Here is an 18,503-nt window from a genome sequence, read left to right on the forward strand (position 1 = left end):
CTGAATCGGATGGCGGCGCATGCATCGCAGCTCCCTATCAGATCACCCAAGGCACGCTGCCCTCTATCTCGGTGAAGGGTACTGGCGACAAGGCGGTGACCAGCATCAACCTCGGAGGTCTCGCCATTGACGAGAATACCACGGTGAAGGACTTCGCCAAGGCGGTGGTGACCAACAATCAGGAGTTCGACTACGGCGACCAGATCAGCTTCTACAAGGTGTTGCAGCGTCTGAACGCGGAAACTCAGATTCCCTACTGCGCCTTCAGTGCAAGCTACGTAGTGCTCGACAAGGAATCGACTGCGAAGCTCTGGGATCTCGTTGACAAGGTGGGATTCGCTGCAAAGGAGGGCTTCCTCGCCCATGGTGCGGACGAGGGCGACGGTGTGTTTGCCTGGGTACACAGCCGCAACGACTACGGCAAGACCAAGGTATCGACCCAATACCTCATCGACAACAACAGCATGTTGCAGGCGTACAAGACGGACGATGCGTTCACCAAGGCGTGCAAGAGCTACGGCAGCAGCGCCGATGTGTTCCTCACTCCCGACGGCAACGGTTCGGTAGCTCCCGTCACTCCCGCTGTCCCCGATGTGACTCCCTCCGACGGGAAGTTTGAGGTCAAGCTCCTCGCTAATCCCTCAGTCGGTGGCACGGTGACCGGTGCAGGTCGCTACCCTGCGGGTCAGTCGGTGGAGATTAGTGCCTCGCCTGCCGAAGGTTACCAGTTCAACCGATGGAGCGATGGCGACACCAATGCCTCACGCAGCATCACGCTCAGTTCAAACACCGCCCTCACTGCCTACTTCAAGTCGAATAGCGACACTGGTGAACAGGAACCCGGTGGTGGTGGACTGGAAGGCTGAACCACAGAGTCCTGCGGAACGTCCGCGGGACTCTTTAACCCTCACATTTAGCGTATGAAACGAATACTCTCATTAGCCAGTTTCGTCTGTGCTATCCTCTTCGCTGTAGCTGGCATGATGATGCCTCCGCAAGGTGAGATTTCGGGATCCGTCCTCATCCTCGTTGCCCAGCTCTTGATACTGTGTGCCACCTTCCTCGGCATTAAAGACTATCACAACATCATCAACAGAAAACTATCATGACACAAGATTCTAAAAACAAGTGGAGCGTCATCATCAACATTGCTTTGACCACCATCACCGCCGTGCTCTCGGCCCTTGGTTTCACCATCGGGTGACACTCCCTCCGCAAACCCATGAACCGCCCCGTGTGGTTCGTGGGTGTTTTTTTATCCACGGAACACATTCTAAGCGGATTCTTTTGGGGGTTGCTTCGCAAGAAATCTTAGAGGAAATCTTCATGTAAAATCTAAGGACCTAAACGGTCCAGAAATCTATTTAAGATTGCTATCTCCCTAAAATATTTCTTGCCGTAGGCAACATCTTAAACAAGATTTCCTCCAAAGATTTCTTGCCGTAGGCAACTAAAAACATCCACGGATCACACGGAGGACACGGATTCTTGTTAAAGATTATTCTAAAGATTTTCGTTAAGATTTCGAGCATCTCCGATGCGATCCATAATAAATTCGTCCCCAAAAGCGAGGTATTCGAGCGCATTTTCAGTCGAGATTTTTGTTAAAGATTTTGTTTGCTGCCTCCCTGATTTTGTTTTGCGTTACAAGCGTTACAATATAACAATATAACAGTTTCCTAAACTCATTTTTGCGTTACAGTTGTTACAGATAACAGTTTGGGGAAAGCAAAAACAAGGGCCATCTTGACCTCATGAATAGTTCTTTGATAAAGGCCTGACTACAGAAAATAAAGACGAATGACAACTTTTTCTTCCCACATCTTCTCATCTTTCATTTTATTTTTATAAATTTGCATGGGAAATCGTAACACAGGGGAATTACTCCCCTATCATTCTTAAAACCCAAAAACTGTGCATCAGTCATGATGTCGTTGACCTGTCCCTGTGACATCTTGAAACCTTGCTTGCATCTCGCATGCAGTATTGGTTTGAATAAAACCGAAGCTATATGACGAAAGAGAATAAAGAAATGCTATTGAGCCTCATTCAACAACACAAGGAGTTAGGCATTAGTGAGCAGATAGACTACGAAAAGTTCTATCTGTACTCTATCATCACGCACTCCACAGCCATCGAAGGTTCTACTGTTACAGAATTGGAAGCTCAACTGTTGTTTGATGAAGGCATCACATCACAAAAGCGCACCTTGGTAGAACAACTGATGAACCTTGACCTTATAACAGCATACGACTATGGCATGAAGTGGATAAAACACCATGAAGCTATTACTGTAAATTGGCTAATCACACTTGCATCAAAGGTTATGGCTCGTACTGGAAGTGAATATCATTCTCTTGGGGGAGATTTCTCTGCAGCTAAAGGCGAATTAAGAAAACTGAATGTGACAGCAGGCTTTGGAGGAAAGTCGTATGTGTCGTACTTGAAAGTACCCTCAAGACTTGAAGCATTCTGTGAGGAACTGAACAAACGCCGTATGGCGATTGATAAGACAGATATTGCGGCTATCTATGAACTAAGCTTTTGGGCACATTTTGAATTGGTTTCCATTCACCCTTGGGCTGACGGTAATGGCAGAACATGCAGACTATTGATGAATTTGCTCCAAATAGAATATGGTGTGTTACCCACCAAAGTGCTTAGGGAGGATAAAGCTGAATATATTCAGGCTTTGATAGACACAAGAGAGAATGAAGATATTCAGATATTTCTGGACTGTATGACCCAATTGCATTGTAAGCATCTTAAATGGGATATCGACCAATTTATCAAGTCTATGACAGAGGAAATGGTCGATAAAATTGATTTTGCAGAGGAAATGGTCGATAAATGGTCGATAAAGCCAGCATTAGCTAAGAAATTGGCCGATATTTTAATCTTTGCAGACGGAAAGGATGAAATCACAACAGAGATCATCACCAAGCAATTTAACCTAACTCAAACAACTGCCAAACGTTACCTGCGCCAACTTACGGAGTTCGGCTATATCGAAGCACAAGGCGGCAATAAGAACAGAACGTATAAAAAGAAATAACGATATATGGCTAAGAATTTCGATTATATCCTGCTTTTAGCAAAGGAAGTGCCTGGGTTCAAACGCTTGTACGAATACTGCGATATGGCAGAAACTTTGCAGGCAACATATCCTGAGGCTTCAGCCAATAGTTCTCGCAAAGCCTTGGAATGGCTTGTGAAGAACATGTTGAAGATGAAAAACGTTCAGATAGACGAACGGGAAACCCTCAACGATCTGCTTCATAAGCCAGAAACTTATGCCTTTATCAATCATGATGTCAATCTGGATGACGACATCCGTTTGGTTCATAAGATCGGCAACTCAATGTCACAGGGACGGGTCAATGACATCAACACCAAGCGTTACAGTTGACAGTTGACAGTTTCCAAAAATGAATTTTTTGCGTTACAGATAACAAATAACAGATAACAGTTTGGGGAAAGCAAAAACAAGGGCCATTTTGACCTCCTGTATCATTCTTCGATAAAGGCCTGGCCAAAGAAAATAAAGATGAATATAATTTTTTCAGTCAACATCTTCGCAACTCTCATTTTATTTTTATAAATTTGCATGGAAAATCGTAAAACAGGGGAATTACTCTCCTATCATTCTTAAAACCCAAAAACTGTGCATTATTCTTGATGTCGTTGACCTGTCCCTGTGACATCTCGTAATGCTGACGAAACATTCTTTCTATGTCCTTTTCCTGTTTCATACACTATCTATACAGTTGAGCCAAGCAAAAAACTAAGCAAAACAATAACTTTTTTTCAAAATTTACAGAAAAACATTCAACGACTCCTTGTCTTCCACAAAGCCATAGGATGAAATTTGATTCTATTGACCATCTCTTTATCTTCGAACAGCAATTCTGGAATATACTTCTTGTCATTGAATTCCCGCACATATTCTTTCTCTGATTCTGTCAGAACCAATAGCTTTGAGAGAAAGTCTTTCACTTCTGTCTTGGCTTTTTCAAAGTCAAAATGCTCACTGCGCCTAAGCACAGGCAAGAGTTGCGAACGAATCTGCGGAAAACGGATCTTGTCTATCTGCGGAAAGTCAATATATTCTGTAGGCGTAGTGTTGTCTTTTCTGCTTGAGCCAACAGTCAGATAAAAGACGGTCGCTTTTCTCAGCAACGTTTTCTCTTCATCGCTCACGAATAGCTGATGCTTCACCATGTTATAGACATCATAAATGTCACGTGCAGCACTTCTACCTATCAAGGCGTTTATCTTGGTGGCAAACAATTCGACAGGTGAAAGAGAACGTACCTTCACATCGCTCAGAAACGGAATGGACACATGAGTCTCTATGGCAGGCAGAATATGGCAACGGTCGGAATAGTTGATTTCTATCTTGATGCCATCGTTGTTGCCTGCGGCATTGGTATAATGAAACACCCATGAGTCAAGCGTATGCGGTGTCTTGGAGCCAGGCGCAAGATGATAACCATCCGACTCCATATAGCGTAGAATCTCGTTATTCACTTCTTGGCGAATGGAGAGCATGGATTCTCGGTCGCAATCCACCGTAAAGTCAAGATCTATATCTACCGAGAGTCTTGGCAGTTGGAAAACGGTGAGATTGATGGCTGTGCCACCTTTCAGCACAAGAGATTTAGACAGCAAAGGACTGTCATGGAAATAGTTGAGTATCTCCACCAGTCGCATCACCTTTTCGAGGTTGTCGCGAATAAAGCCTTGCTCCTTGGCGATGATGTCAAGAGTTTGTTTGTTATATGAGTTCATATTCTTCCTTTGATGTTAGTTCTTGCGGCACATACATGCGCCATTTATTTACAAATGTATCCGACTCATCGTTGTTAGTCAACCACTTGACGCTTTTGGTTCCCTTGGCTCGGCACAGCTCCAAGAGGGATTCTGAGATGTTGGCTTGTTCCTTGATTCGCTCCAACAGATAGCCTGTCTTCTGGTACAGGAATGCCTTGTCGTACCTTGCGAGATAATCGATGAGCCTTTCCTCATTGAGCAAGACGATACCCTCCATGCAATGCAGCAATTCCTCAATACCACCAGCTCGGTCGATGCGGTCAAAGCAATCCAACAACGTACTCTCCACATCCGTTACTCGCACATAAGGGTTTCCCTTGGGTGTCATCATACCAACGATTTCCTTTGTTTGTCGGCAATAGGTATAATCCACATCGTCGAAAGGAAAGGAATTGAAGCGAGTCATGCTTTTCACAAAAACCTCATTGAAGGGTTGATGAGCCAATCCATGAAATTCCAATGCTGTGTGATAACTGATGCAAGCTGTAGGTGACAAGTGGCTTCCTATCTCATACTTGTCGCAAACAGGTAAGCCAGATGCAATATCCTTCATGCAATAGGTATTGCGCCGTATAGCCACAATCCACCCTTGTTGCTTGTACCGAGCAAGCAACGCTTCCACCGATTTCACCTTGCCTTTCAGAGCCTCAGAAAGTTCATCCGAAGTGAATATCCGCAGCTTATATAATATACTCAATAGTTCTGTCATTGTTTCTAATTTTGCACAAAAATATAAAATCTAATATATTTATGAGAAAAATCAGAAACTTTTTATACTTTTTTATATATTCTTTCCATCTTAATTGTCCGACTACGGAGGAACAAAATGTCACAGGGACGGGTCAATGACATCAACACCAAGCGTTACAGTTGACAGTTGACAGTTTCCAAAAATGATTTTTTTGCGGTACAAATAACAGATAACAGATAACAGTTTTGGGAAACGGTATTTTTTGGGGTAGCCTGAAGGCTAGAAATCTTTGGAGGAAATCTTTTTTAAGATGTTGCTTCGCAAGAAATATTTTAGGGATTCGCAGATTATCTCCCTTGTAAAATCTTTAATATAAATCTCAACTGAAAATGCGCTCGAGTTCCTCGCTTCTGGGAGGAATTTTATTATGGATCGCCTACGGCTCGACATCTTAACTATAATCTTTACAAGAATCTTTAACTATAATCTTTCCGTGATTTCTGTGTGCTCCGTGGATTTTTTTTTGGATAATACAAAAAACGAATGGGAAAGAGAAACTATTATTGCAATAATTTGCATTTTCAAACCCTTATGCGTAACTTTGCAAGTCGATGAAAGACGTAAAGAAGATTATATACACTGCATTGGCTGTTTGCTTGGTGCTATGCGGATGTAAAAACAAAGACGATGTCAACAGCCTTTTCAAAGAGGTTGTTGTCAACCGGAATATGGCACTGACTGATGCTCCACACAGCCCTGCATGCACCATCGATATCCAAGTGAAATACCTGGATGAAAAAAGCAAAAGGGCGGAACGCATCAATAACACCATAGAACAACGGATCTTCAATCTCCAACAACTGAGCATGCAACAGGCTGTTGACGCGTTTGTGAAGCAATACGCTGACAGCTATCGGGAAAACATGATGCCGCTCTACAGGGATGACCAACACGACACGGAACGACAGGGATGGTACGAATACCAGTATAAACTGGGAACGACAGTAACACCTGGACTGAACGATGCCATCGTCTATCGGGTGGAACTCATGACATACGAAGGCGGAGCACATCCTAACCACCAGACCATGGTGATGAACTTCGATGCTGACAGTGGACAACTGCTGAATCTCAACGATATCTTCGTGACGGGTTATGAGCAACCGCTCTGCGACATGCTCCTTTCGGAACTGATGAGCAAAACAAACTCGAAGAACATGGATGAGCTGCACGACAAGGGGTATCTGATGACCATGGACCTCTATGTGCCTGACAACTATATATTGGGCACAAAAGAGGTGACGTTCCACTATAATCCATACGAAATAGCACCATACGCCACGGGCGATACCGAACTGACGATTTCCTATGGACAACTCAAGGCTATAATGAAAAAACAATAAACGCTTCAATAATCAAGATGACAGACATTATATTCAAGTATTTTCCTGATCTCACCTCCAGACAGAAGGAGCAAATCGAGGCGCTTGACGCACTCTATCGGGAGTGGAATGCGAAGATTAACGTGATATCACGTAAAGACATCGACAACCTCTACGAGCACCATGTGCTCCACTCGATGGCTATCGGGAAAGTGACGCACTTCACTCCCGGTTCTACCATTCTCGATTTCGGCACTGGTGGCGGATTTCCCGGTGTACCCCTCGCCATACTGTTTCCTGAATGCGACTTCAAACTCATCGACGGTACGGGAAAGAAAATCCGCGTGGCGCAGGAGGTTTGCCAAGCTATCGGCCTGACCAACTGCCACCCTACCCACCTCCGGGGTGAAGAGGAAAAGGGCAAGTATGATTTTGTGGTGAGTCGCGCTGTCATGCCGTTGACTGACCTTTATAAAATAGTGAAGAAGAATATCTCACGCGATCAACGCAACAGTCTGCCCAACGGCATCATCTGTCTTAAGGGCGGGCATCTGGAAGAGGAAACAAAACCGTTCCGCAATATCGTGGAAATAACAGACATCAGTTCCTTCTTTGATGAGGAATGGTTTCAAGAGAAAAATATCGTATATCTGCCATGCTGAATATCCAACGCTTCACCTGCAACATGCTGCAGGAAAACTGTTATGTGGTCTATGACGAAACAAAAGAGTGTGTCATCATAGACTGTGGGGCTTTTTACCCTGAGGAGCATCAAGCCATCTCACGGTTCATCCACGACAACAAGCTGACGCCTGTGCACCTAATTGCCACCCACGGACATTTCGACCACAATATCGGTAACGATGTCATATACAAGGAGTTTGGACTGAAGGTTGAACTAAGGATTGAAGACCAGTCGCTCATAGAAAACCTGGCTGATCAGGCATCGTCGATGCTCGGTATGTTGCTTCAAAAGGAGTACGCTCCCGTAGGACATTATTTTACTGATGGAGAAACGGTGGCGTTTGGCAACCATTCCTTTACGATTCTTCACACACCTGGCCATACCCCAGGATCATGTGTGTTCTACTGCGAAGAAGAAAAGGTGGCGTTTACGGGCGACACGCTATTCAAACAGAGTATCGGACGTACTGACTTCCCTGGCGGTAGCTATGCGCAAATGAAGGAGAGTTTGAAACTGTTGCGCAGTCTGCCCGAAAGCACTATACTCTTATGTGGTCATGGACCACAAACAAGTATGGCGGACGAGCTGCGCTCCAATCCCTATCTGATATACTAATCCATGGTGACTCTGGAAATATCTCACACGGAAGTCAATCATCGGATCTTAGACGGATGTTAGACGGAAATAAAATCTTTACTGAACTTTCGCATGTGGGGAAGTTAAGAGAAGTTAGGGAAGTTAGAGAGAAGTTAAGGGACAAATGTCCTACGTCTTACGGCAAAAGGCTATTGTCTCTTAACTTCCCGAACGACCGTAGGGAGTGATAACTTCTTTAACTTCAATCAATTCCCTCAGTTGCGAGACTTAAAATCTTTAACAAAAATCCTAACTGAAAATGCGCTCGAATGCCTCGCTTTTGGGAAGAATTTTAATGGGGATCGCCTTACAGGCTCGAAATCTTAACGAGAATCTTAAAAATAACCTATAACCTTTAACCTTTAACCTATAACCTATAACCTAAACGCTCCGTGTATTCTGTGGATTCTTATGCCACTTACAAAAAAAAATCCGCACCACTGGAAGAACGTCCAAGTGGTGCGGAAATGATATCATCTAAGAGTGTCTCTTGCTGAAATGATTATTTGGTGAAGCGAATCCAATCGGCATCAATCCAACCTTTATCCGCATTGGGATTTGTATCTACTGCTACGAAACCAATCTTCGCACCAATCCATTTTCCTTCACGCATCTTGAACGGTTCGCCACAGGTGGTGAATTTCTTACCGTTCTGACTCCATGCAAACTGCATCATACCATCGTTGACGGTCATGCGGAGGTAAATATCTTCGTGAATAGCTGGTTTGTAATTTACCTTATCAACAGCGGTAGGACGAAGCGTGGCGATGAGTGTCTCGCTCTGCGCATTTCCCTTGTCTGCCGATTTACAGGTCATCTGTATCAGACGGAACTCATTACCGACACGTTTCACTACCAATGCTGAATAATCAAGTCCCATCATGATAAAACCACCATACTGACCGTCTGCCTTAGCGGTTAAGCGAAGTTTGGTTGTTGCGGTAAAACGGTCGGCAGGAGTCTTCTGCAACAGCATGTTGGGCACATTCCAAAGATTCTTCGCACCTCCATCCTGTTTATATGTGAAAACACGCATGGTGCCGAAAGCAGTAGGCATTCCAAAGAACTGATGATAATTAGCGTGCCATTGCCATTGGAGACCCAACGTCGGCTTGTTGAACTCATCACTCTCTTCCGGATTGACAATAACCGATGATGACGACTTGGGTTTCTTGTAAGTGGTGACAGGTTCACCCTTCTTGCCCATGATAGGCCATCCTGTGGACCAGTCAACGGGATTCAAATGAACCACACGACCATAGGCATCCTTGTCTTGGAAGTGCAGGAACCAGTCTTCTCCATATTTCGTATGTACCCATCCGCCTTGGTGAGGACCGTTGATATTGGTTTTGCCTTGTGCCAATACGATTTTATGTTCGTAAGGACCGTATGGCGACTTGCTGCGCATAGCCAACTGGAAACCGGTAGGTACGCCGCCGGCAGGACACATAATCCAGTACCATCCGTCGCGCTTGTAGAATTTAGGACCTTCGCAAGTGCGGTTTTCCGTACCATTACCGTCGAAGACAATGACAGGATCGCTGATGGCGCGTGTTCCGTCGGCAGAGAGTTCACGCACACACAGCATCGATGCAAAATTAGCTCTTGAACTAGCCCATCCGTTGACCAGATAGCAGCGTCCGTCTTCATCCCACAACGGCGTGGTGTCGATCATTCCCTTGCCTGCTATCACGCAATGCGGTTTGCTCCATTCTCCTGCGGGATCTTTGCTTTTAACCATAAAGACGCCAAAGTCAGGATCTCCCCAATAGATATAATATTCGCCGTTATGATAACGGATGGAAGGCGCCCAGATACCTTTACCGTGTGACGGTTTGTCGAAAACCTCTTTGGGTTCAAGTTCCTTCACCGCATGTCCCACCAACTGCCAGTTGACGAGATCCTTGGAATGAAGAATGGGCAAACCGGGAATACACTGGAAACTGGATGCTGTCATATAGTAATCATCGCCAGAAGATCCCACGCAGACATCGGGGTCGCTATAATCGGCATTGATTACGGGGTTGGTGTATGTTCCGTCACCATTATCGGGTGACCACACCTGAGATTTGTACTGCGCATGACCACACAGGGTAACTGCCAGCAGCGTTAGTAGAAGAGTTTTTCTTTTCATGTTTTTTTTGTTATTTGATAAATGAGATTTCGAAATACTTGTTACTTGGTAATTTTGAGTTGGTAATGCTGATCGTAAACAACCTGCATCATGGCAACCTCATCACCATGCGTAGGGGAAAGCGATAAAGCCACATGTCCCATGGTACGGCGGAGATTGATTTCGACGCAAGGATGCAAGATCAAATGACCCTTGCCATCTTCCACGACCATCATGTCAATGCCTAAAGGACCTTGATAAACAGGAGTTAAGAGGCTGGGCAAACAGTTACAAATCTTCACTTTAATATCATCCAACTGTTGGGTTGAAAAATAAGTACTTATGGCTTTTCGCTTCACTTCTTCTGTAGCCAAGAGATTACCCGTATAGGCAGTATGGTCGGTATGGAAGAGCGACAGACCTTCATACCTGACTTGACCATCATGGGTCATCGTAAATTCCATGGCAAAATCCTTCACCTTATTATAATAGGGTTCAACCATGACAGACTCTTGCTGGTGGAGAAGGTTTTCTATCCACTTTTTTTGCGGAGCCTCCAACAGCTTATCAGGAGTAAAGGGGCGCACCCCTCTCCCACTCGACGACCAAGGCGCTTTGATCATGACACGCTTGTAACGAGCGACCAGGTCCTCGACTTCTTTCATCGTATGACACTCAAAAGCCTCACCGACAATTCCCGTTCCCGACAACTGCGCCAGCAGTCGGGCAGCAGTACGACGATGTGCCAACAGGCGTATCTGTTCGATATGATGCAGCGACGGCAACAAGGCCTTGGCTATGGCGATACGCGACAATCTGTTCCAAACAGCCGGATCCCATCCCCAAGGGTCGATGGAAGACGGCAGGGGAATACGATCCATCCTGCGACCATCAGTCCATACGACATGAGGCAGATGCTTGTCTGCAGTTTTCAACCACCATGCGCAGTCAGAAAGGAAATCGTCTAAGGCGTTTTGACAACTGTCAACATCATCCACAAGAATAACATCCCCCTCTTCCGCCCAAAAAACAGGCAGAAATCCCAAGTCGGCACGTAACATACGTCCAGCCTTCGGAGCTGTGAAATTCATCAAATTGCTCGCTAAAGCTATTTCATGTTCTGGGTTGAAAAGGCAGAAATTACTCATAATAGTTTGTTTCGGATGCAAATTTACAACTTTTTTTTGATATTTTGCAATATAGAGTTTGCAAATTACAAATAAATTATTAACTTTGCAAACGTTTTAAAACAAATCGTACTTTTCAATGGAAGCATTCTTTCGAACACATCGATATTTGGTTGAGCACACGAACGCACCCGTTCGCAGAATCCTCATGGACGAAATCAACTGGAACGACCGCTTGATAGGCATCAAGGGAACGCGTGGTATCGGAAAGACAACCTTCCTGTTGCAATATGCAAAAGAGAAATTCGACATTCAAGACCGCCAATGTCTCTATATCAACATGAACAATTTCTATTTTCAGGAGAGAGGCATTGCAGATTTTGCAGGAGAATTCTATCACAGAGGAGGACGCGTATTGTTGGTTGACCAGGTTTTCAAACAACCCAACTGGTCGGAGGAGCTTCGTCGATGTTATGACGAGCATCCCGGACTGAAAATAGTATTCACTGGATCAAGCGTGATGCGACTGAAAGAGGAAAACCCCGAACTGAACGGCATCGTGAAGAGTTATAACCTCAGAGGTTTCTCCTTCCGTGAATTCATCAACCTCCAAACCGGCAACAATTTCCATCCCTATACGCTTGAAGAGATTCTTGCCGACCACGAGCACATCATCAAGGAAATATTACCAAAAGTATCACCCAACAAATACTTCCAAGATTATATTCATCATGGTTTCTATCCATTCTATCAGGAACAGCGCAACTATTCGGAAAACCTGCTGAAAACCATGAACATGATGACAGAAGTGGATATCCTACTCATCAAACAGATTGAACTGAAATATCTCACGAAAATCAAACAACTGTTCTACCTCCTGGCAGAAGAAGGTCCGAAAGCGCCCAACGTCAGCCAGTTGGCCAACAAGATAGAGACCAGTCGCGCCACAGTCATGAACTACGTGAAATATCTTACTGACGCCAGACTGCTGAACATGATTTACCCTGTGGGACAGGATTTCCCCAAGAAACCGGCAAAAATCATGCTGCACAACTCCAATCTGCTTTATGCCATCTACCCCATCCACGTAGAAAAGCAGAATGCCATGGAGACCTTCTTCGTCAATTCGCTGTGGAAAGACCATAAGATAAATCAAGGTTCGCGCGACTCCTTATATATAGTAGATGAACGCTTGAAATTCCGCGTCTGTGATGCAGAAGCATCAGGAAAGACCCGAAACTCGCCCGACACCATCTATGCACGCTATAATACAGAAATCGGAAAAGACAACCAGATACCACTATGGCTTCTGGGATTCCTATACTAAACAAAGTTTTATCATTTAATATTTTTATTAAAACAATGGCAAAAGAAAAGAAATTTATCACTTGTGATGGTAATGAGGCTGCTGCTCACGTGAGCTACATGTTCTCGGAAGTAGCTGCTATCTACCCCATCACCCCGTCATCTCCAATGGCGGAGCACGTCGATGAATGGGCTGCTCGTGGTCGTAAGAACCTCTGGGGACAAAACGTAGCAGTACAGGAAATGCAGTCTGAGGCTGGTGCCGCAGGTGCCGTTCACGGTTCACTGCAGGCCGGTGCTCTCACCACCACATTCACCGCATCACAGGGTCTGCTCCTGATGATTCCTAACATGTACAAGATTGCCGGTGAGCTTATCCCATGCGTATTCGACGTTTCTGCACGTACTCTGGCTTCACATTCACTGTGTATCTTCGGTGACCACCAGGACGTCATGGCTTGCCGCCAGACCGGTTTCGCCATGCTCTGCGAAGGTTCTGTTCAAGAGGTGATGGATATGACTGCCGTTGCCCACCTCGCAACGCTCGAGACTTGCGTTCCTTTCGTTAACTTCTTCGATGGTTTCCGCACCTCTCACGAGTATCATAAGATTGAGTTGATGGATCAGGAAGATATCCGTCCTCTCGTCAACGAGGAATACATCAAGCGCTTCCGCGACCGTGCTATGAGCCCTGAGCGCCCTGTTACTCGCGGTACCGCTGAGAACCCCGAAACATTCTTCACACACCGTGAAGCATGCAACAGCTACTATAATTCAGTACCTGAAGTAGTAGAGAAGTATCTCGGTGAGATTTCAAAGATTACCGGTCGTGAATACCACCTCTTCTCATACTATGGAGCTGAGGATGCAGACAGAATGATTATCCTCATGGGTTCTGCAACAGACGCTGCACGCGAGGCTATCGACTATCTGAACGCCAACGGACAGAAAGTCGGCATGATCAGCGTACACCTCTATCGTCCTTTCTCAGTGAAGCACTTGCTCGCTTCAGTTCCCAAGAGCGTAAAGCGCATCGCTGTACTCGACCGCACCAAGGAGCCAGGAGCCGACGGCGAACCTCTGTACCTCGACGTTAAGGCAGCTTTCTACGACCAGGAAAACCGTCCTCTCATCGTAGGTGGCCGCTACGGTCTCGGCTCATCAGACGTTACTCCCGCCAAGATCATCTCTGTATTCAACAACCTCGCCATGCCAGAGCCCAAGAACCACTTCACCGTGGGTATCGTTGACGACGTGACCTTCACCTCTCTGCCTGCAGTAGAGGAAATCGCACTCGGTGGCGACGGCATGTTCCAGGCTAAGTTCTACGGTCTGGGTGCTGACGGTACTGTCGGTGCCAACAAGAACTCTGTAAAGATTATCGGTGACAACACCGACAAATATTGCCAGGCTTACTTCTCATACGACTCTAAGAAGTCTGGCGGTTTCACCTGCTCGCACCTGCGTTTCGGTGATACTCCTATCCGTTCTACCTATCTGGTAACTACTCCTAACTTCGTAGCTTGCCACGTTCAGGCTTACCTACACATGTACGATGTAACACGTGGTCTGCAGAAGAACGGTACATTCCTGTTGAACACCATCTTTGATGATGCTGAACTGGAGAAATTCATGCCTAACAAGGTTAAGCGCTACTTCGCACAGAACAACATTACTGTCTATACCATCAACGCTACCAAGATTGCACAGGAAATCGGTCTGGGTAACCGCACCAACACCATCCTACAGAGTGCCTTCTTCCGTATCACAGAGGTTATCCCTGTAGAATTTGCGGTTGAAAAGATGAAGGCTGCTGCCTTGAAGTCTTACGGTGCCAAGGGTCAGGACGTTGTTGACAAAAACTATGCTGCTATCGACCGTGGTGGTGAATTCAAGAAATTCGAGGTTAAACCCGAATGGGCTAACTTGGCTGATGATGCCGAGAAGCAGGACGACGCTCCCACATTCGTTAAGGAGCTTGTTCGCCCCATCAACGCCCAGGCCGGCGATCTGCTGACTGTGAACGACTTTGTGAAGCACAACACCGTTGACGGTTCATGGCAGGTTGGTACTGCTGCTTACGAGAAGCGTGGTGTAGAAGCCTTCGTTCCCGTTTGGAATCCAGACAACTGTATCCAGTGTAACCAGTGTGCATACATCTGTCCTCACGCTGCCATCCGTCCATTCGTTCTGACCGACGAGGAACTTGCAGGATTCGGCGACGACTTCAAGACTATCCAGATGAAGGCTCCTGCCGCTATGAAGGGCATGCACTTCCGTATCGAGACATCAGTACTCGACTGTCTTGGCTGCGGTAACTGTGCTGATATCTGCCCAGGTAATCCAAAACTCGGCAAGGCTCTCACCATGGCTCCATTCAACCCCGATGCTGCGGATATGAAGGTGGAAGCTAAGAACTGGGAGAAACTTGTGAAGGACGTGAAGTCTAAGCAGGATCTCGTTGACGTGAAGAGCAACGTGAAGAACTCACAGTTTGCTCAGCCTCTCTTCGAATTCTCAGGTGCTTGCGCTGGTTGCGGTGAGACTCCATACGTGAAGTTGCTGTCTCAGCTCTTCGGTGACCGTCAGATGATTGCCAACGCTACCGGTTGTTCTTCAATCTACTCTGCATCAATTCCTTCTACTCCATACACCACCAACGAAAAGGGTCAGGGTCCTGCCTTCAACAACTCATTGTTTGAGGACTTCTGCGAATTCGGTCTTGGTATGACTATGGGTAACAAGAAGATGAAGGAGCGCGTTGCCATCCTGCTCGGCGAAATCATCGCCAGCGAGAATGCACCTGCCGAATACAAGGCTCTTGCTCAGGAATGGATTGACAACAAGGAAGACGCTGAAAAGACCAAGGAGATTGCTCCAAAACTCAAGGCTTGCATCAAGGCAGGTGCAGAGGCTGGATGCGATATCTGCAAAGAACTGCAGACACTCGACCACTATCTCGTGAAACGTTCACAGTGGATCATCGGTGGTGACGGTGCTTCTTACGATATCGGTTACGGCGGTCTCGACCACGTTATCGCCAGCGGTGAGGATGTGAACATTCTCGTTCTTGATACCGAGGTTTACTCTAACACCGGTGGTCAGGCTTCAAAGGCTACTCCTCTCGGTGCTATCGCACAGTTTGCTGCACAGGGTAAGCGCATCAAGAAGAAGGATATCGGTATGATTGCCACTACCTATGGATATGTTTATGTTGCTCAGATTGCTATGGGTGCTGACCACGCTCAGACCCTTAAAGCCATCCGCGAGGCAGAAGCTTACCACGGACCTTCACTCATCATTGCTTACGCTCCATGTATCAACCACGGTCTGAAGGCCAAGGGCGGTATGGGTAAGAGCCAGGCTGAGGAGAAGAAGGCTGTAGAATGTGGTTACTGGCACCTGTGGCGCTTCAACCCAGAGTTGGCTGCCGAGGGCAAGAACCCATTCTCACTCGACTCTAAGGAGCCTAACTGGGCAAACTTCCACGACTTCCTGCTTGGTGAGGTTCGTTACCTTTCTGTCAAGAAGGCTTATCCTAACGAGGCCGAAGAACTGTTTGCCGAGGCACAGAAGATGGCTCAGCAGCGTTACAAGACCTATGTTCGCAAGACTCAGGAGAACTGGGAAGACTAATCCCCTCTCCTCTCTATAATCATTGGCAAGGCTCTATATGGGCCTTGCCTTTTTTTATGCGCTGTCAAGTCATGACATACTCGTTCTTGTAAATATAGAAACCGCACCAGTTTCATCTTTCTATAGTCGAAAAAAAAAACAGGCATCAGAAACTGACACCTGTTTGCTATTCCTATTCAATCTGTGTTTGGACGAATTGACTCTTATGTCTTATTTACAAAGTCGTTGCCTTGTTTTGCAGATAATAGTCTAAGATGGTCATTGCCGTCATTGCTTCTACAATAGGTACGGCACGAGGCAATACACAAGGATCGTGTCTGCCACGCGCTAAAAGCGTTGTTTCCTGTCCTTCGATGTTGACAGTCTGTTGCTCGCGCAGAATGGTAGCCACTGGTTTGAAGGCAACACGGAAATAGATATCTTCTCCATTGCTGATGCCACCTTGAATTCCACCACTGTGGTTGGTTAATGTGGTGATGTGATGATCTCGATTGACGAAGATGTCATTCTGCTGAGAACCACGTGAGTTGACGCAACTGAAACCTTCACCATATTCAAAACCTTTGGCAGCATTGATACTCAACATGGCACTACCAAGAGCAGCATGTAATTTTCCAAATTCAGGCTCACCCAATCCAGCAGGACACCCTTTTACCACACAAGTGATAATGCCACCAATAGTATCGCCATCAGCTTTGACGCTTTCTATCAAGCGCACCATTTCCGCAGCCTTCTCGCTATCTGGACAACGCACGATATTATTCTCCCGTAACGATAGATCGTAATGGGTATAATCATGCAATAAGGCAATATCCCCTACCTGAGAGGTGAACGCCTCGACCGAAATACCCAACTGTTGTAAAGCAAGTTTTGCCAATGCACCTCCTACAACCCGACTGATGGTAATGCGAGCTGACGAACGTCCACCACCGCGATGGTCTCTCAGTCCGTATTTTTGTTGATAGGTATAATCAGCATGCGATGGTCTGAATGTATCACGCATGTTGTCATAATCATACGAATGTTGGTTGGTGTTACGTACAATAAAACCAATAGGACATCCTGTCGAACGTCCTTCAAAAACACCGCTAAGCAGTTCGACACGATCGGCTTCCTGCCGTCCCGTGGTTATCTTGCTTTGTCCCGGACGTCGGCGATCAAGTTCCTGTTGGATGAAATCAGGATTGATGAGAATGCCCGCAGGCATTCCATCTACCACACCGCCAATTGCCTCACCGTGGCTTTCCCCGAATGTGGTAAGCGTGAAAAGATGTCCAAACGTATTTTTCACCTTATATCGTTTTAATGATTAGTTTTCATGACAGTGGCCACCGCAACTGCATTCACCATCGCCGTGTCCTCCGCAACACCCTTCTCCGTCGTGGTTCCCACACCCACCGCCACAACATCCTTCACCGTCGTGATGGCAACCGCCACCGCAACCTTTACCGCTGAGATGAGCAATCAGTTTCTTAACCTCATCTTCTGTAGCATCTCTGTTTTCCAGAATCTCACCTTCAAAATAGAGGGTCTCGCCAGCCAGAGGGTGATTCATATCTATTTTCACCTTATCGTTGCCCACTTCCAATACACGACCGTAGAAGCGTTGCCCTTCTGCGTTTTGCAAGGGAACAATGGCATCCTCATATATATGTTCGCTATCAAATTTGCCATTCACATGGAATATGGTACGGTCCAACGATGCAACCTGTTGATCGTCATAATCACCATAAGCTTCGTCTTTAGAAAGAGAGAAGCTGAACTGCGCACCCTTTTCCAAGGAAATCACCTGTTGTTCAAAAGCATCGAGGGCAAATCCAAATCCACTTATAAAATGGAATGGTCTGTCAGCCTTAGCTTCTTCTACCATTTCTTTACCATGATCACCATCCACATAGAGTTTGTAAGTGAGGGCTATAAACTTATTGTTTGCGTTATTCATATCTTTATCTATTTGTATTACAATTATGTTTCTAACTCTATTTTCAATTTGTATGCAAAGGTACGCATAATTTGATGGAAAAACAAATATTCTATGCGCTTTCGTGAAAATCTGATTAAATGTGTTCTATATTCGCTGTTATTTGATTAAAAT

General features: G+C 45.9%; 15 protein-coding genes and 1 pseudogene. 10 read left to right on the forward strand and 6 right to left on the reverse strand.

Going from position 1 to position 18,503, the window contains the following annotated elements:
• The 5 genes and pseudogenes from CIK88_RS12410 to CIK88_RS08395 all read left to right on the forward strand — a co-directional run.
• A pseudogene (locus CIK88_RS12410) lies at positions 1–866 on the forward strand (hypothetical protein); the annotation flags it as partial.
• Positions 867–920: 54 nt separating this feature from the next.
• Entirely contained in the window at positions 921–1,109 is a 189-nt protein-coding gene (locus tag CIK88_RS08385; RefSeq protein WP_094435822.1) for a hypothetical protein, read from the forward strand.
• On the forward strand, positions 1,106–1,204 hold the full coding sequence (locus CIK88_RS12415) for a smalltalk protein (protein ID WP_158214619.1): 99 nt from the start codon (positions 1,106–1,108) through the stop codon (positions 1,202–1,204). The genes CIK88_RS08385 and CIK88_RS12415 overlap by 4 nt, the downstream gene beginning before the upstream one ends.
• Positions 1,205–2,011: 807 nt before the next feature.
• Entirely contained in the window at positions 2,012–3,055 is a 1,044-nt protein-coding gene (locus CIK88_RS08390; protein ID WP_094435824.1) for a Fic family protein, read from the forward strand.
• 6 nt (positions 3,056–3,061) lie between these two features.
• A complete protein-coding gene (locus CIK88_RS08395; protein WP_094435826.1) occupies positions 3,062–3,409 on the forward strand; it encodes a hypothetical protein in 348 nt (115 codons plus the stop codon).
• A 419-nt stretch (positions 3,410–3,828) separates the two neighbouring features.
• Here the strand turns inward: CIK88_RS08395 and CIK88_RS08400 are convergent, their stop codons facing one another.
• The gene (locus CIK88_RS08400; RefSeq protein ID WP_094435828.1) at positions 3,829–4,791 is read right to left on the reverse strand and encodes a nucleotidyl transferase AbiEii/AbiGii toxin family protein; all 963 of its coding nucleotides are present in this window, start codon (positions 4,789–4,791) and stop codon (positions 3,829–3,831) included.
• The gene (locus tag CIK88_RS08405) at positions 4,778–5,542 is read right to left on the reverse strand and encodes a hypothetical protein (RefSeq protein WP_094435830.1); all 765 of its coding nucleotides are present in this window, start codon (positions 5,540–5,542) and stop codon (positions 4,778–4,780) included. The genes CIK88_RS08400 and CIK88_RS08405 overlap by 14 nt, the downstream gene beginning before the upstream one ends.
• A gap of 593 nt (positions 5,543–6,135) precedes the next feature.
• On the opposite strand from CIK88_RS08405, the gene CIK88_RS08410 reads away from it, so the two are divergent.
• The 3 genes from CIK88_RS08410 to CIK88_RS08420 are packed head-to-tail and all read left to right on the forward strand — an operon-like array spanning position 6,136 to position 8,206.
• Positions 6,136–6,927 (forward strand): RsiV family protein, encoded by a 792-nt coding sequence (locus CIK88_RS08410; RefSeq protein ID WP_094435832.1) that lies wholly within the window; start codon positions 6,136–6,138, stop codon positions 6,925–6,927.
• A gap of 17 nt (positions 6,928–6,944) precedes the next feature.
• On the forward strand, positions 6,945–7,568 hold the full coding sequence (rsmG, locus tag CIK88_RS08415; RefSeq protein ID WP_094435834.1) for a 16S rRNA (guanine(527)-N(7))-methyltransferase RsmG: 624 nt from the start codon (positions 6,945–6,947) through the stop codon (positions 7,566–7,568).
• On the forward strand, positions 7,562–8,206 hold the full coding sequence (locus CIK88_RS08420; protein ID WP_094435836.1) for an MBL fold metallo-hydrolase: 645 nt from the start codon (positions 7,562–7,564) through the stop codon (positions 8,204–8,206). The genes rsmG and CIK88_RS08420 overlap by 7 nt, the downstream gene beginning before the upstream one ends.
• A gap of 523 nt (positions 8,207–8,729) precedes the next feature.
• Here the strand turns inward: CIK88_RS08420 and CIK88_RS08425 are convergent.
• Positions 8,730–10,361: a glycoside hydrolase 43 family protein gene (locus tag CIK88_RS08425; RefSeq protein ID WP_094435838.1), complete on the reverse strand. Its 1,632-nt coding sequence runs from the start codon at positions 10,359–10,361 to the stop codon at positions 8,730–8,732.
• Positions 10,362–10,402: 41 nt separating this feature from the next.
• Positions 10,403–11,488, reverse strand: a complete 1,086-nt coding sequence (locus tag CIK88_RS08430; protein WP_094435840.1) for a hypothetical protein — start codon at positions 11,486–11,488, stop codon at positions 10,403–10,405.
• A 118-nt stretch (positions 11,489–11,606) separates the two neighbouring features.
• Here CIK88_RS08430 and CIK88_RS08435 point away from each other — a divergent pair, with 118 nt between their 5' ends.
• Together CIK88_RS08435 and nifJ are read left to right on the forward strand one after the other, a co-directional pair.
• Positions 11,607–12,794, forward strand: a complete 1,188-nt coding sequence (locus CIK88_RS08435) for an ATP-binding protein (RefSeq protein WP_094435842.1) — start codon at positions 11,607–11,609, stop codon at positions 12,792–12,794.
• Positions 12,795–12,829: 35 nt separating this feature from the next.
• A complete protein-coding gene (gene nifJ, locus CIK88_RS08440; protein ID WP_094435844.1) occupies positions 12,830–16,408 on the forward strand; it encodes a pyruvate:ferredoxin (flavodoxin) oxidoreductase in 3,579 nt (1,192 codons plus the stop codon).
• Positions 16,409–16,622: 214 nt separating this feature from the next.
• Here nifJ and aroC read toward each other — a convergent pair whose 3' ends face one another.
• Positions 16,623–17,699, reverse strand: coding sequence for a chorismate synthase (aroC, locus tag CIK88_RS08445; RefSeq protein ID WP_094390474.1), 1,077 nt, complete (start codon positions 17,697–17,699; stop codon positions 16,623–16,625).
• 18 nt (positions 17,700–17,717) lie between these two features.
• Positions 17,718–18,350: a peptidylprolyl isomerase gene (locus tag CIK88_RS08450; RefSeq protein WP_094390475.1), complete on the reverse strand. Its 633-nt coding sequence runs from the start codon at positions 18,348–18,350 to the stop codon at positions 17,718–17,720.
• Positions 18,351–18,503 lie beyond the last annotated feature (153 nt).

It is taken from the genome of Prevotella sp. P5-50, assembly GCF_002251295.1.
Taxonomy (GTDB): domain Bacteria; phylum Bacteroidota; class Bacteroidia; order Bacteroidales; family Bacteroidaceae; genus Prevotella.